The organism is Janibacter sp. HTCC2649 (genome assembly GCF_000152705.1).
Classification (GTDB): Bacteria; Actinomycetota; Actinomycetes; order Actinomycetales; family Dermatophilaceae; genus Knoellia.
The window spans coordinates 3,891,551-3,906,669 of sequence record NZ_CH672413.1; the positions used below are offsets into that span (position 1 = coordinate 3,891,551).

Annotated in this window: 12 protein-coding genes; 8 read left to right on the forward strand and 4 right to left on the reverse strand. The window is 69.2% G+C overall.

Annotated elements, in window-relative coordinates; all coding sequences use genetic code 11:
• The first annotated feature begins 28 nt into the window (after positions 1–28).
• Entirely contained in the window at positions 29–571 is a 543-nt protein-coding gene (locus tag JNB_RS18570) for a hypothetical protein (protein ID WP_009778074.1), read from the forward strand.
• 30 nt (positions 572–601) lie between these two features.
• Here the strand turns inward: JNB_RS18570 and JNB_RS18575 are convergent, their stop codons facing one another.
• Positions 602–814 (reverse strand): helix-turn-helix domain-containing protein, encoded by a 213-nt coding sequence (locus JNB_RS18575; RefSeq protein WP_009778075.1) that lies wholly within the window; start codon positions 812–814, stop codon positions 602–604.
• A gap of 222 nt (positions 815–1,036) precedes the next feature.
• On the opposite strand from JNB_RS18575, the gene JNB_RS18580 reads away from it, so the two are divergent.
• From JNB_RS18580 to pruA, 5 genes are all read left to right on the forward strand, one after another.
• Positions 1,037–1,714: a hypothetical protein gene (locus tag JNB_RS18580; RefSeq protein ID WP_009778076.1), complete on the forward strand. Its 678-nt coding sequence runs from the start codon at positions 1,037–1,039 to the stop codon at positions 1,712–1,714.
• Positions 1,711–3,207, forward strand: coding sequence for a hypothetical protein (locus JNB_RS18585; protein WP_009778077.1), 1,497 nt, complete (start codon positions 1,711–1,713; stop codon positions 3,205–3,207). Before JNB_RS18580 ends, JNB_RS18585 begins: the two co-directional genes overlap by 4 nt.
• A 43-nt stretch (positions 3,208–3,250) precedes the next feature.
• A complete protein-coding gene (locus JNB_RS18590; RefSeq protein ID WP_040885237.1) occupies positions 3,251–4,681 on the forward strand; it encodes a wax ester/triacylglycerol synthase family O-acyltransferase in 1,431 nt (476 codons plus the stop codon).
• An 11-nt stretch (positions 4,682–4,692) separates the two neighbouring features.
• Complete coding sequence (locus JNB_RS18595; RefSeq protein ID WP_009778079.1) at positions 4,693–5,109, forward strand: hypothetical protein; 417 nt, start codon at positions 4,693–4,695, stop codon at positions 5,107–5,109.
• 163 nt (positions 5,110–5,272) lie between these two features.
• Positions 5,273–6,904, forward strand: a complete 1,632-nt coding sequence (pruA, locus tag JNB_RS18600) for an L-glutamate gamma-semialdehyde dehydrogenase (RefSeq protein ID WP_009778080.1) — start codon at positions 5,273–5,275, stop codon at positions 6,902–6,904.
• Between the two features lie 102 nt (positions 6,905–7,006).
• Here the strand turns inward: pruA and JNB_RS18605 are convergent, their stop codons facing one another.
• The 3 genes from JNB_RS18605 to JNB_RS18615 are packed head-to-tail and all read right to left on the reverse strand — an operon-like array spanning position 7,007 to position 8,373.
• Positions 7,007–7,495, reverse strand: coding sequence for a DUF2505 domain-containing protein (locus JNB_RS18605; protein ID WP_009778081.1), 489 nt, complete (start codon positions 7,493–7,495; stop codon positions 7,007–7,009).
• Positions 7,496–7,540: 45 nt separating this feature from the next.
• On the reverse strand, positions 7,541–8,065 hold the full coding sequence (locus JNB_RS18610; protein ID WP_009778082.1) for a hypothetical protein: 525 nt from the start codon (positions 8,063–8,065) through the stop codon (positions 7,541–7,543).
• On the reverse strand, positions 8,062–8,373 hold the full coding sequence (locus JNB_RS18615; RefSeq protein ID WP_148232516.1) for a hypothetical protein: 312 nt from the start codon (positions 8,371–8,373) through the stop codon (positions 8,062–8,064). The genes JNB_RS18610 and JNB_RS18615 overlap by 4 nt, the downstream gene beginning before the upstream one ends.
• A gap of 143 nt (positions 8,374–8,516) precedes the next feature.
• Here JNB_RS18615 and JNB_RS18620 point away from each other — a divergent pair, with 143 nt between their 5' ends.
• A complete protein-coding gene (locus tag JNB_RS18620) occupies positions 8,517–13,445 on the forward strand; it encodes an NAD-glutamate dehydrogenase (RefSeq protein ID WP_009778084.1) in 4,929 nt (1,642 codons plus the stop codon).
• A 25-nt stretch (positions 13,446–13,470) separates the two neighbouring features.
• Entirely contained in the window at positions 13,471–14,955 is a 1,485-nt protein-coding gene (locus JNB_RS18625; RefSeq protein WP_009778085.1) for a sensor histidine kinase, read from the forward strand.
• The last annotated feature ends 164 nt before the right edge of the window (positions 14,956–15,119 follow it).

A 15,119-nucleotide genomic window follows, 5' to 3' on the forward strand; every position in this document is an offset into this window, starting at 1 on the left:
TCGGCACGCTGGGACTTACGCTCCGACCATGCGGTGGGACCAGCTCTTTGACGACCTCGAGGCACAGCTCGGCGCCGAGGAACGCCGCGAACGCGACTCCGAGGTCGCTGATCGGACGCGCCGCGAGCGAGCCACCGTCGAGCTGGGTGCGCGCCTGGCGGCAGCCGTCGGCTCAGTGCTCCGGCTGCGCCTGACGTCGGGAGCACAGGTGCACGGCGAACTCCTCGATCTCGGCGAGGACTGGTTGCTCGTGCAGCTCGAGAACGCCAGACAGGCAGTGATCCCGCTGTGTGCCGTCGCAGGCGTGGCTGGCCTTCCGGTGCGCGCCGCGTCGGCCCGCACGGCCCGGCGGTTCGCGTTGGGCTATGCGTTGCGGGGGCTGTCGCGCGATCGCGCGGCCGTGGCCCTGACCGACACGAGCGGGCAGGTGCTCACCGGCACGATCGACGTCGTCGGAGCGGACTCGCTCGATCTGGCCGAGCACGCCATCGGGGACAGTCGTCGACCGGAGAACCTGCGCGGCCGTCAGACGGTGCCGTTCTGGGCGGTCGTGCTCGTCGAGGCTCGCTGACCTTGCGCGTCAGCGCTCGGGCGTGAGGGTTCAGGCCTCGCCCTGCGTGCGGACGAAGTCGCGTGTTTGGGAGTACATCCGCTGGATGTAGTCCTCGAGCGCAGTGGTCTCGACGCGCCACTGACCGCGGCCGCCGACCTTGATCGCGGGGAGCTCTCCGGAACGCACGAGCGCGTAGGCCTGCGCCGAGGAGATGTCGAGAATCTCGGACACCTCGGTGAGCGGGATGAACCGCTTGGCCACGGGCTGGCTCCTCTCGTCGTCTGCGACGCACAGTCTGCCACGACACGCTGCTCGCCCCACCGGACTTGTCCACAGGCTCGCCAACTGCGTGAGGTTGTCCACAGGGAGCCGGTCTCCGCGCGCGCAACCGGTCGTTCTGGGCCACAATTTCTGTGGGGGATGGGTGCGGCGATCCCTCGACCATGTCCGGCCGCCGAGTACCCACGACACGGAGCACACCCGATGAGCGACCTGCCCCATCCCACAGCCCAACGGCTGCGCAAGCCGTCGTGGCGCGACAGCCGTCTCCTCATCGGGCTGCTGCTCGTCCTCGCCTCCACGGCCATCGGTGCCTACGCCATGAGCCGCGCCGACGACCGTGTCCCGATGTATGCCGCGAAGGCCGGCCTGATGGCCGGCCAGCCGCTCACCTCCGAGGACGTCGTCCGGGTCGACGCGCAGCTCGGTGATGCGGGACGCGACTACCTCAGCGCGGAGGGAGGTCTGCCCGCGCAGTTCTTCGTGCTGCGGGAGGTGCGCGCCGGCGAGCTCATCCCGATGAGTGCCGTCGGGCCACGCGACAAGGCCACCGCCCAACCGGTCACCCTCCAGGTCGACGCGACCTCGGCGTCCACGCTGCAGGCCGGGTCGGTGGTCGACGTCTACGTCAACCGTCCGGCTGCGCCGGTGAAGGGTTCGGTCGGGTCAACGGACTTCGCCGGCCCCAACCTCGCTCTTGAGGGCGTCACGGTCGTGGGCCTGTCACAGGACGACAACGTCATGGGAGGTGCCGGGGACACGCGCCCCGTCCAGGTCATGGTGCCCAAGGACAAGGTGCAGACCCTGGTGGGTGACGTCGACCTCGGCGCCAAGATCACCCTCGTCGCCGTGCCCGGCGCAGTGGCGCCCAAGACCTCATGACGACGGCGGTCATCACGGGGGTCACGCACCACCACGAACAAGAACTCGTCACCACGGTCGAGGCGGCGGCGGGCGTGAACGTCGTGCGCCGGTGCGCCGACGTTGCCGAGCTCCTGTCCACCGGAGCCTCGGGCATCGCCGACGTCGCCATCGTGTCCGCCGACTTCCGAGGCCTCGATCGTGATGCGTTGCGTCACCTCGCTGGTCACGGCGTCCGCGTCGCAGCCTTCGTCGCTGCCGGAGACGAAGCCGGTGAGGCCCGTCTGCGCCAGCTCGGCGTCACCACCCTCATCCGGCCCGGCACCGATCCCGAGGAACTGGCCCGCGTCGTCGTCGAGCTGGCGGAGGGCACTGGCCGGGCGGCTCCCGCTTCGGGTCCCACCTCTGCCGGCGCGACCGCAGTCACCGACGCCGACCTCGCGCGCTGGCTCGAGGACCCCTCCGCCCCGACTGCCCGCACCGGCCCCACCGACCCCCCAGGCCCCTCAGGCCCGACGGCTCTGGCCTCGTCCACCGAGGGCGGAGGCCCCTCGACGCCCGCCGGCGACGACAGCGGTCGCGAGGAGTCAGGCGACAGCACCGCGCGGGGCTCGGACGCTGGCGCCCCCGCCGCCGGGTTGGGTCGTGCGCGCATCACGGCCGTCTGGGGCCCGTCAGGAGCACCCGGGCGCACCACGATCGCCGTCACCCTCGCGGCCGATCTCGCGGCCCGCGGGCTCCGGACACTCCTCGTCGACCTCGACACGTGGGGTGCCAGCGTCGCCCAGGCTCTCGCCCTCATCGACGAAGCGCCCGGGGTCGCCGCGGCCGCTCGCGCGTCCGAGCAGGGCACGCTCGACCGGGCCTCCCTGTCTCGAGTGGCACCCGAGGTGAGTTCAGGACTCAGGGTGCTCACCGGCATACCCAAGCCTGAGAGGTGGCCGGAACTCAGAGCCGCGGCGATCGAGGACGTCCTCGAGAAGTCGCGCGGCCTCGTCGACCACGTCGTCGTCGACTGCGGGTTCTCCATCGAGGACGACGAAGAGCTGAGCTACGACACGGCGGCCCCACGACGCAACGCGACGACGCTCACCGCCCTCGAGGTCAGCGACAGCCTCGTGGTCGTCGGAGGGGCCGACCCCATCGGTCTCCAACGTCTCGTTCGCGCTGTCCAGGACGTCGGCGTCGTGCCGTCGCCCGAGCCGATCATCGTCGTCAACAAGGTCCGCGCGTCGGCCACCGGAGCCAAGCCCGAGAAGGCGATCGCCGACGTCCTCGGCCGGTTCGCCGGGCTCGAGTCGCCGATCTTCGTGCCCTGGGCACCCGACGAATGCGATGCCGCCCTGCTCGCCGGACGCAGCCTCGTCGAGTCCGCACCAGCCGCACCCGTGACGCGCGCCGTCGCCCGGATCGCCGAAGCCGTGCGCCCCGATGCCGTCCTCGTGGGGGAGACGAGGGTTGGTCGCGCCCGGGCCCGGCCCCGGTTCGGACGAGGATCACGTCGATCCGGATGACGGTCCGGCTTGGTGCGGCGGTTCGATCTGCGAGCATGGGGCCGTGTCTGACCGCCTGAGCACCCTCGACAGCAGCTTCCTCGCCCTCGAGGAGCCGACCACACCGATGCACACCGGTTCGGTCATGGTCTTCAACGCGCCCTCCGAGGGCTTCGACTACGACCGGCTCGTCGGCATCATCGAGCGCCGCATCGCCTACATCCCGCGCTATCGGCAGCGCGTCAGGTTCGTGCCGGGACGCCTCGCCAACCCGGTGTGGATCGATGACGAGCGCTTCGACGTGACCTATCACGTGCGCCGCTCCGCCCTGCCCAGCCCCGGTGGTGACGAGCAGCTCGAGGAGCTCATCGCCCGCATCCAACCGCGCCCGCTCGACCGCAGCCGTCCGCTGTGGGAGGTCTACCTCGTCGAGGGTCTGGCGGAGGACCGGTTCGCGATCATCACCAAGACCCACCAGGCGCTCGTCGATGGTGTCCACGCCGTCGACATCGCCCACCTCATCCTCGAGGACTCCCAGTCGCCGAGCGCCGAGAGCGTCGCCGACACGTGGCGGCCCAGCCGCGAGCCGACCCAGACCGAGCTCGTCGTGAGTGCCCTCGCCGACTCGGTGCGCACGCCGAGCCAGGTCGTCGAGACCGTCCAGTCCGGCATCACCGACGTCAAGGCCACGGCCGGCCGCCTGCTCGGTGCCGCCGGTGAGCTCGCCTCGACCCTGGCGCGCGCCTCGACGAGCCCGGCGCCCACCTCACCCCTCAATGCCAACGTCGGTCGGGCCCGCCGCTTCGTCATGGTCGGTACCGACCTCGATGACTACAAGAAGATCCGCACGCGCCTCACCAAGGGCGCGTTCGCCGAGGACGTCTCGATCAACGACGTCATCCTCGCCACCGTCACCGGCGCCTTCCGGACGTGGCTCATGGCCCGCGGTGAGAGCGTTCACGGCGGGACGACCGTTCGCGCGATGGTGCCGGTGAGTGTTCAGAGCGACGACTCGGAGTTGTCGGCCGGACGTCAGCTCACGGCCTGCTTCGTGGACCTGCCGGTGGGGGAGCCGGGTGCCTCGATGCGCCTGCACCAGATCGCCTTCGCGATGCGCCAGCAGATGGAAGCCGGTCGCGCGGTCGGAGCCGACACCCTCTCCGGCCTCGGTGGTTTCGCTCCGCCGACGATGCACACCCTCGCGGCTCGCCTCGGTGGCGCCGTGTCACGTCGTCTCTACAACGTCGCCGTCACCAACGTTCCCGGCCCGCAGCACCCGCTCTACGTCGCCGGCGCGCAGATGGCCTCGACCTATCCGGTCATGCCGCTGAGCCAGTCCAAGGCGCTGTCGATCGGCCTCACGTCCTACGACGGCGGTGTCTACTACGGGCTCTACGCCGACCGTGACGCCCTACCCGACGTCGACGTCCTCGGTCAGTCGATCGTCGACGCCCTCCAGGAGCTGCTCGAGGCTCCGCGCTCCCGAGCCCGCTGAAAGGACTTTTCGTGCCGCTCGTTCGCGTCTACCTCCCGCTCGACCCCGCTGCGCTCGCGACCCTGCGCCAGGTTGGCGAGGTCGGGCCCGCACCTGTCGCCGGGCATGCTGCGCTCCCGGCGAGCGCCCGCCCCGGCATCGGCAATGACGACGAAGAACGCGAGTATGCCGCGTGGTCGGCTGCCGCGACGGACGCCGCCGTGCGTGCGGCTGGCGGAGGCAGGCGGGTCATCGCCTCCGCCGATGTCGACGCCGCCATGGTGCAGCGCACGTCCGAGGACGGGACCGCGGTCGAGCTCGACTCCGTCGTGGCCCTCCCACGCATCGCGTCGTTCCACATCGACGAGGAGCCGGGCAGCGACATCTCGGACCTGCTCTGGTACGACGTCACCGAACTCGACGACGTCGTCACCCTCCTCCAGAACTGAGCGGCGCCAGCCCTCACCCGTTGCGTCTGCGGATGTGGTGGATAGAACAGCCATCGGCGCAGACGCAAGGGGGCGGGGAGGGAGAGTCTCGCCGGTCACACCCGTGGGAGAATGGGGGCGAACCACGCTCTCCATTCCCAACCCTGAATCGAGGAAGCCACCGATGGACGCTGTGACCCACGTCCCCGCTCCGATCAACGAACCGGTCCGCGACTACGCGCCCGGCAGCCCGGAGCGAGCAGCTCTTGAAATCGCGCTCACCGAGGTCGGCAGCACCACGTGGGACCTCCCGCACACCATCGGCGGCAAGCGCGTCGAGGGCACCGGCAAGAAGATCAAGGTCGTCCAGCCGCACGCCCACAAAAAGGTCCTCGGCACGATCCGCGACGCCACCAAGGCCGACGCGCGCGCCGCCGTCGACGCAGCCCAGGCCGCCGCCCCGGAGTGGCGCGACATGTCCTTCGACGACCGCGCCTCGATCCTGCTCAAGGCTGCTGACCTCCTCGCCGGTCCCTACCGCGCCAAGGTCAACGCCGCGACGATGCTGGGACAGAGCAAGACGGCATACCAGGCAGAGATCGACGCGTCCTGCGAGCTCATCGACTTCTGGCGCTTCAACGTGCACTTCGCGCGCCAGATCCTCGAGGAGCAGCCGCCGGCGAACGCGCCCGGCATCTGGAACCGCACGGACTACCGCTCGCTCGAGGGCTTCGTCTACGCGATCACGCCGTTCAACTTCACCGCCATCGCGGGCAACCTCCCGACCGCGCCAGCCCTCATGGGCAACACGGTCGTGTGGAAGGCGTCGCACACCCAGGCTCTCGCCGCGCAGTTCGTCCTCGAGATCCTCGAAGAGGCCGGCATGCCGCCGGGTGTCATCAACCTCGTGACCGGGCACGGCACAGAGGTCTCCGACGTCGTCCTCAAGCACCCCGAGTTCGCCGGCCTGCACTTCACCGGTTCGACCCGCGTCTTCCAGCAGCTGTGGCAGGAGATCGGGTCCAACCTCACGACCTACCGCCACTACCCGCGCATCGTCGGTGAGACCGGTGGCAAGGACTTCATCCTCGCCCACCCCAGCGCCGACCCCGAGGTCGTCCGCACCGCGATGCTCCGTGGCGCGTTCGAGTACCAGGGCCAGAAGTGCTCGGCCGCGTCGCGCGCGTTCATCCCGCGCAGCATCTGGAAGGTCATCAAAAAGGATCTGCAGGACCTGACCGAGGGTTTGACCGTCGGCGACGTCACCGACCTGTCCAACTTCATGGGCGCCGTCATCGACGACCGCGCGTTCGCCAAGCACAAGGCCGCGATCGACCGGGCCAAGGCCACGAGCGGCATCGACATCGTCGCCGGCGGGACCTATGACGACTCCGAGGGCTACTTCGTGCGCCCGACGATCATGGTCGGCGAGGACCCGCACGACGAGATCTTCACGACCGAGTACTTCGGCCCGCTGCTCTCCGTCCACGTCTACCCGGACCGCCAGTTCGACAAGGTCATGGACATCATCGACAGCGCGTCGGCCTACGCCCTGACCGGCTCGATCATCGCCCAGGACCGCGCCGCCGTGGCTGCCGCATCGAACCGTCTGCGCTTCGCCGCCGGCAACTTCTACGTCAACGACAAGCCCACCGGTGCGGTCGTCGGCCAGCAGCCGTTCGGTGGCGGGCGTGCGTCCGGCACCAACGACAAGGCCGGCTCGGCGCAGAACCTCCTGCGCTGGACGAGCCCGCGCTCCATCAAGGAGACGTTCGTGCCGCCGAAGAACCACACCTACCCGCACATGGGTGTCTGACCCTCACACCACGCGACTTCGTGCCCCGGACGGACACGGTGACGGAGGCCTTCGGCCGACGGAACGTGTCCGTCCGGGGCACAAAGTCGATCTTGGGGTTGGTCAGCTGACGCGCTGGCGGAGCAGGTCCGTCTCGGTCCTGGCCGCGAACAACAGCGGGTCCGACGCGGCCTTCTCGAGCTTGCCGCCGATGAGGGGAACGCTGACCTTGAGGTCCCCGTCGATCTCCTGAACGCTGCCAGAAGCGCTGGGGGACAACCGAACCGTGCCCTTGAGGGTCATCGGCGCGCCCTTGATCTGCACCTGCAGGTCGCCCGTCCGCGAGCCGTCGGCGGCCGGGGGTCCCCACACCTGGACCTCGGCGATCGTCAGGGTCGGCCCGACAAAGGTCTTCGCGATGTCGGGCAGGTCGTCGGTCGGGAGCACCCGCTCGCTCACGATCCTGGTCTTGTCGCCCGCCGTGGAGACGGTCGAGGACCAGTCGCCGGTCGTGGTCGCCTCGCACTTCGCGTTCTGGAAGTCCTGGGTGCTCATGACTGCCCAGACCTCGTCAGCGGTGGCGGGGTACTCGGCTCGATGGGTGAACTTCACTGCAACTCCTCACGTGGCGGGAACTGATCTTCTCACTGGGGCCTCTCACCGAAGGCGCAGGTTGCCCGCGACCTCGGCGAGCTCGCGCGTCGACGTGAGGACCTCGGCGAGGAGCCGGTCCCGTCGTCGCCGGTGCTGGGCCGTGAGTCCGTCGAGCTCGGTCTGCAGCGTGCTCACGAGCGCCGCGGTGTCGCGGGCGGCGTCGAGGTCGGCCTCGCCGGTGACACCCCACCCGAGCCCGACCTGTCCGTGCTCGATGACGAGCCCGGCCGTGTCTGCGGCGTCGACCACCCGCCGAGCGCGAGCCTGCAGCTCGCTCAGCTCCGCGGCATACGTCTGAAGGGCAGCGCCGACAACGTCGGCCTGACGCCCGCTCTCGGTGAGCGCTGCGATCGAACGCTGTCCCTCCTTGCGGAGGCGCACCGACGTCGAGGTGCCCCACGAGTCCTTGAGAGCGGCGTATGCCGTCGTGCCGCCTTCGCTGGCAGCGGCCAGTTCGCGCGCTGCCCGTCGGGCGGCCGTGCCGGCCGCCGTGACAGAGCCCGGGTCTCCGGGGACCTGGCTCCTCATCGCTGCTCCACCGGCAGGGTGGCGTCGTGCTGCTCGGCCGCCGTGAGGTCCTCGGACGTGTCACGGTCACCGAGCCGGGTGGAGACTCGCGACAGGGTGGAGAGGTGCTGGCCGGTGACCTCGTCGACGGCGCGCAGCAGGTCGACGACCTGGTCGACCCAGGCATCGACGGTGCGCTGGGGGTCTGGCTCACCCATGACGACGAGGCAGGACAGGAGGTCGTCCTCGACTGCGGCCACGGTCTGCGACAGGCCCTCGAGAACTGCACTCACCTGGGTGAGTGCAGGGGTGTCGGCGGGCCTGGGCACCACGTCACTCTAGTGCTCACGTGTCACGCGCCCGGCCCCTCATCCACAGCCACCGCGAGGTGAGTAGTCTCGTTGTCGGACACAGCGACGTGTCCCGCCGAGGCCTTCGGTGACGCCAAAACTCAAAGGATCTGCAGCGCACCATGACGGAGTCATCGGTCCACCCCCGATCGACCACGCTCGACACCATCATCACGGCGTTTGCCGACCTCGACGACCGCCCGGACGGGCCTGTCGTCGTGAGTCGCTACTACCGCCATGTGCCCGATGAGGAGCTCCGCTCGCGACCCGCGCTGACCCTCGCAGGGACGGTGAAGTCCCACCTCGAGATCGCCCAGACGCGCGCGCCCGGCGCCGGGCTCGTGCGGGTCTTCAACCCCACGACCGAGAGCGATGGCTGGTCCAGCGCGCGCACGGTGATCCAGGTCGTCACCGATGACATGCCGTTCCTCGTCGACTCCGTCACCTCCGCGCTCGTCCAGCGCGACATCGACATCCACCTCGTCGTGCACCCGCAGCTGCGGGTCCGACGAGACGCCTCCGGGCAGCTCATCGAGACGTGCGACGAGGACTGCGCCACCGCCGCCACGGACGATGGAACAGGTGTCCTCTCCGAGTCCTGGATCCTGCTCACCATCGACCGTGAGAGCGACGAGGCCGGACGCGAAGAGCTCCAGGCCATCCTCGAGAACGTCCTCGGGGACGTCCGTGAGGCTGTCGCGGACTGGCCCCGGATGCGCACCAAGTGCCTCGTCCTCGCGGCCGAGCTCGAGGGTGAGCCACCGGCCGGTGTCGATCGCGACGAGGTCGGACAGGCCGTGGCGTTCCTGCGCTGGATGGCCAACAACCACTTCACCTTCCTCGGCTATCGCGAGTACTCCCTCGAAGCCACCGATGACGGAGACGTCATCCGGCCGCTCAACGGCACCGGCCTCGGCATGCTCCAGAAGGACCGACCGGCGGACAAGGCCCTCGTTCCCTTGTCCCCGCAGTCGAGCAAGAAGGCACGCGAACGCGGCGTCCTCGTCCTCACCAAGGCGAACTCGCGCTCGACGGTGCACCGCCCGGCATACCTCGACTATGTCGGTGTCCGGACCTATTCAGCGGACGGACAGACCTTGGGGGAGAAGCGCTTCCTCGGCCTCTATGCCTCGACGGCCTACACCGAGTCGGTGCTGCGGCTGCCCGTCGTCGCCGAGAAGGTTGCCGCTGTCCTCGAGCGTTCCGGCCTCGCGGCCGACTCGCACACCGGCAAGGACCTCGTCGAGGTGCTCGAGACCTATCCGCGCGACGAGCTCATCCAGGCCAGCCCTGACCAGCTGTTCGAGACCGCGATGGCCGTCACCCAGCTGCAGGAGCGTCGACGCACCAAGCTCTTCCTGCGCGAGGACGACTTCGGGCGCTTCGTGTCCTGTCAGGTCTACATTCCACGCGACCGCTACAACACCGGCGTGCGCACACGCATGGCCGCGATCCTCAAGGACGCCTTCCACGGTGAGAGCGTCGAGTTCACAGCTCGCGTGAGCGAACGCGCCCTGTCCAGACTGCAGTTCGTCGTCCGGGTTCCCGTCGGTCAGCGCATCCAGTCGCTCGACGAGACCCAACGCGCCGACCTCGAGCGCAGCCTCGTGGAGGTCAGCCGCAACTGGTCCGACCGCCTCGGTGACGGGCTGCGTGGTCGACTCGGTGAGGTCGAGGGCGACCGGCTGCTCGACAAGTTCGGGCGCGGATTCCCCACCGGCTACGAAGAGACGTTCTCCGTCGTCCAGGGTGTGGCCGACCTGCACCACCTGGACCGCCTCGGCGACGACCGGCGCACCAGCGTCGCGCTGTATCGCCCGGCCGACTCGGCCGAGAACCTCCGCCGGTTCAAGCTCTTCCGCATCGACCCGTTGTCGTTGACCGACATCCTCCCGATCTTCACCGACATGGGTGTCGAGGTCGTCGACGAGCAGCCCTACGAGGTCACCCGATCCGACGGCTCACCCCTGCACGTCTACGACTTCGGCCTGCGCGTCAACGACGCGGCGATCTGGTCCGGGGTGACGCACGAAGATCTCCGTGACCTCTTCGAGGGCGCCGTGCTCGCCGTCTGGGACGGGCGCGCCGAGTCGGACGGGTTCAACCAGCTCGTCCTCGCCGCTCGCCTCACCTGGCGCCAGGTCGTCATCCTGCGCACCGTCGCGAAGTACCTCCGCCAGACGCAGGCGACGTTCAGCCAGTCCTACTTCGAGGACGCCCTCGTCTCCAACCCGACGATCGCCACCGACCTCGTCGCCTTCTTCGAGGCCCGGTTCGACCCGGACCGCTTCGACGGAGAGGCGACGGACGAGCGCGAGGCCGCCGCGAAGGAGATCGCCGACCGCATCACCGGTGCCCTCGACGACGTCAGCTCGCTCGACGAGGACCGCATCATCCGTTCCTTCCTCGCCGTGATGACCGCAACCCTGCGCACCAACTTCTTCCAGACCGTCGCAATGACCGAGGTCGCCGCCGAGGAAGACGTCGCAGAATCCAAGCCGTACGTCTCCCTCAAGCTCAACCCCAAGGCGATACCCGACCTCCCGGCTCCTCGGCCGGCATACGAGATCTGGGTCTACAGCCCCCAGGTCGAAGGTGTGCACCTGCGGTTCGGTTCGGTCGCCCGCGGTGGTCTGCGTTGGAGCGACCGGCGCGAGGACTTCCGGACCGAGATCCTGGGACTGGTCAAGGCGCAGATGGTCAAGAACGCCGTCATCGTGCCGACCGGCTCCAAGGGTGGGTTCTATGCCAAGGACCTCCCCGACCCCGCAGTGTCACGCGAGAAGTGGCTCGAGGAGGGCCAGTCCGCCTACCGCACCTTCATCTCGGGTCTGCTCGACCTGACGGACAACCGCGTCGGCACCGAGATCACCGCACCGGAGCGGGTCGTCAGGCATGACGGCGACGATTCCTATCTCGTCGTGGCGGCGGACAAGGGGACGGCGACGTTCTCGGACATCGCCAACGGTGTCGCCCAGTCCTACGGCTTCTGGCTCGACGACGCCTTCGCGTCGGGTGGCTCGGCCGGCTACGACCACAAGGCCATGGGCATCACCGCCCGGGGCGCGTGGGAGTCGGTCAAGCGTCACTTCCGCGAGATGGGCGTCGACAGCCAGTCGCAGGACTTCACCGTCGTCGGTGTCGGCGACATGAGCGGTGACGTCTTCGGCAACGGCATGCTGCTGTCCGAGCACATCCGTCTCGTCGCCGCGTTCGACCACCGCCACATCTTCATCGACCCTGAACCCGTTGCGGCACAGTCGTTCCAGGAGCGAGCACGGCTCTTTGCGCTGCCACGTTCATCGTGGGACGACTATGACCGTTCGCTCATCTCGGAGGGCGGTGGCGTCTTCCCGAGGACGCTGAAGTCCATCGCGATCACCCCGCAGATGCGAGCGGCCCTGGGTCTGCCCGACGACACGACGATGATGACTCCGACAGAGCTCATCCACGCGATCGTCCTCGCGCCGGCGGACCTGTTCTGGAACGGTGGCATCGGCACCTACGTCAAGGCGTCCAGCGAGAGCCACCTCGAGATCGGCGACCGCGCCAACGACGCCATCCGCGTCAACGGCAACGAGCTCCGGGTCAAGGTCGTGGGCGAGGGCGGCAACCTCGGCCTCTCGCAGCTGGGCCGGATCGAGGCGGCCCTCTCGGGGGTTCGCGTCAACACCGACGCCATCGACAACAGTGCGGGCGTCGACACGTCCGACCACGAGGTCAACATCAAGATCCTTCTGGGCGACGTCGTCCGACGCGGTGACCTCACCACCGAGGAGCGCAACACCCTCCTCGCGTCGATGACCGACGACGTGGCCGAGCACGTGCTCCGCGACAACTACGAGCAGAACGTCCTCCTCGGCAACGCCCGGGCGCAGGAGGTCTCCATGGTGTCCGTGCACCAGCGGCTCATGGGCTGGCTCGAGGAGCGCGGCGAGCTCGACCGGGCCCTGGAGTTCCTGCCGACCGACGCCGAGATCGAGAAGCGCGCCTCCGAAGGTATTGGCCTGAAGTCCCCGGAGTTCGCGGTGCTCGTCGCCTACGCCAAGCTCGCGCTCAAGAAGGACATCCTCGAGAGCGACCTTCCGGACGACCCGTACTTCGAGGCGACGCTCGCCGACTACTTCCCGGCAGCACTGCGGGAGGCGTATGCCGCGGAGCTGGGTGAGCATCCCCTGCGCCGTGAGATCGTCACCAACTCCGTCGTGAACTCGATGGTCAACCGTGGCGGCATCACCTTCGCCTTCCGGGCGACGGAGGAGGCCGCCGGCAGCCCCGAGCAGGTGGCTCGCGCCTACGTCGTGTGCCGTGAGGTCTTCGACCTGCGCGGCCACGTCGAGGCCGTCGAGGCGCTCGACAACGTCCTGCCGACCTCGGTGCAGACGGAGCTCTACCTCGAGTTCCGGCGGCTGCTCGACCGGGCCGTCCGCTGGCTGCTGGTCGCTCGCCCGAACCGACTCGACATCACCACCGAGGTCGAGCGGTTCGCCCCGGTTGTCGCCGCGCTCGCGCCGCGCATCCCCGAGCTGCTCCAGGGGACCGAGCGTGAACGCGTCGTCGCCCAGGCGGCGCACTGGGAGGCCGCCGGTGTGCCGACCGACCTGGCCAAGCGGGCGGCATCACTTCTCGACTCCTACTCACTGCTCGACGTCGTCGACATCGCCTCCGATCTCGACCGCACACCCAGCGACGTCGCCGAGGTCTACTTCCGGATGTCGGAGCGGTTCGGCATCGACGGCATGCTCACCCGGGTGGCCCGCCTGCCCCGTGACGACCGCTGGGATGCGCTTGCTCGTGGAGCGCTGCGCGACGACCTCTACGGCGTGCTCGAGGCGTTCACCCGCAGTGCCTTCGAGTTCGAGGAGGATCTCGACGGCGACGGCACGGTGACTGCCGAGGAACGCATCGAGTCGTGGAGCCTGGCCAACGCGGACGGTCTGGCGCGCGCGGCAACCCAGCTCACCGGCATCCGTTCGCTCGAAAAGCCCAACATCGCGGCACTCTCTGTCGCGTTGCGTGCGCTCCGATCCATGGTCCGCTCCGGGAAGTGAGGGACCCACGATCTAGGCTCGGCCCGTGAGCACCCTTGCCGAATCCCTCCGCGCCTCAACCACGCTGGAGGATGCCGACATCGAGTGGGTCCACTTGGTTGTCGGCGACTGGCAGCTCATCGCGGACCTGTCGTTCGCCGACCTCGTCCTGTGGGTTCCGTCGGGCCTCGACGGGTGGCGGGCCGTGGCCCACGTGCGGCCCAACACGGGACCGATGGTCTTCTACGACGACGTCGTCGGCAGGACCTCCGGGCGATGGCGCGACCCGATTCTCGATGAGGCCTATCGGCACCGACGGATCGTCGCCGCGCGCGAGCCGGAGCGGCAGGGTGAGATGGCCGTGCGTGAGCACGCCATCCCCGTCGTCAAAGAGGGCCGTGCGCTCGCGGTCATCACCCGGCACGCCAACGTCGTCACCGGTCGGACCCCGAGCCGGCTCGAGCTGACCTATCGGCACCTCGCCGACGCCCTCACGCGGATGATCGCGGCGGGGGAGTTCCCGAGCACCGCGGCCCCCACCGGGGCTCGTCGGGGGGCCCCTCGCGTCGGCGACGGTGTCGTCCACCTCGACACCGACGGGGCAGTGCTCTACGCCAGCCCCAACGCGATCAGCGCCATCCACCGTCTCGGGCATCGCGGCGACGTGATCGGTGAGGTCCTGTCCACTGTCGTCGCCGAGCTGTTGCAGTCCTCTGGCTCTGCGGTCGACGAGTCACTCGCCGTGGTCATCACCGGCCGGGCGCCCTGGTGGACCGAGATCTCGACGACGTCGGCGAGTGTCACGTTGCGGGCGATCCCACTCACCGCGGCGGGCAGTCGCGAAGGCGCCATGCTCCTGCTGCGCGACGTCTCCGAGTTGCGCCGCCGGGAGCAGGAGCTCATCACCAAGGACGCGACGATCCGCGAGATCCATCACCGGGTCAAGAACAACCTCCAGACCGTCGCGGCCCTCCTGCGGCTGCAGTCCCGGCGGGTGCCCGACCAGGGCGCTCGCAATGCCCTCGACGAGGCCGTGCGTCGGGTCGGAACGATCGCCCTCGTCCACGAGACCCTGAGCCAGGGGATCGACGAGACGGTCGACTTCGACGAGATCGCGGTGCGTGGGCTGAGGGCCGTCGTCGACATCGCCGTCACCGAGCACCGCGTCGACTCCACGGTGATCGGGTCCTTTGGCCGGATGCGCGCCGAGGATGCGACCTCGCTCGCCATGATCGTGTCCGAGCTCGTCCAGAATGCCGTCGAGCACGGCCTCGCCTCGCGTGGGGGCTCGATCTCGATCGAGGTCGAGCGGCGCGAGGTCGAGCAGGGCGTCGATGGACTCACTGTGACGATCACGGATGACGGCACCGGCCTGCCGGCCGGGTTCCGACCCGTGCTCGCAGGGCTCGGCACGCGCATCGTCACGTCGCTGGTCCAGGACCTGCAGGGCCGGATCCGGTGGGAACCGGCGTCACCGCAGGGAACTCGCGTCGAGTTCACTGCCCGGTTGCGCCCGCTGACCCGCCACTAGATCACCCCCACCCCGGCGGGGTATGCCGTCCGCTCACCTTTCGATCTCGCTGGTGGTCTCCCAGATGAGGAGGTCAGCGCATCGGTTGGGGGCCCCTTGTGGGGTGGCCGGCGTCTGAGAAGCCGGTGTCGGTGGTCGTTGTTAACGTGATTTCGGTCGGGGTT

What these genes read in the sequence shown, in the direction of transcription:
- JNB_RS18570 (WP_009778074.1), top strand. Translation starts at nt 29, where the DNA reads ATGCGGTGGGACCAGCTCTTTGACGACCTCGAGGCACAGCTCGGCGCC.
- JNB_RS18580 (WP_009778076.1), top strand. Translation starts at nt 1,037, where the DNA reads ATGAGCGACCTGCCCCATCCCACAGCCCAACGGCTGCGCAAGCCGTCG.
- JNB_RS18585 (WP_009778077.1), top strand. Translation starts at nt 1,711, where the DNA reads ATGACGACGGCGGTCATCACGGGGGTCACGCACCACCACGAACAAGAA.
- pruA (WP_009778080.1), top strand. Translation starts at nt 5,273, where the DNA reads ATGGACGCTGTGACCCACGTCCCCGCTCCGATCAACGAACCGGTCCGC.
- JNB_RS18610 (WP_009778082.1), bottom strand. Translation starts at nt 8,065, where the DNA reads ATGAGGAGCCAGGTCCCCGGAGACCCGGGCTCTGTCACGGCGGCCGGC.
- JNB_RS18620 (WP_009778084.1), top strand. Translation starts at nt 8,517, where the DNA reads ATGACGGAGTCATCGGTCCACCCCCGATCGACCACGCTCGACACCATC.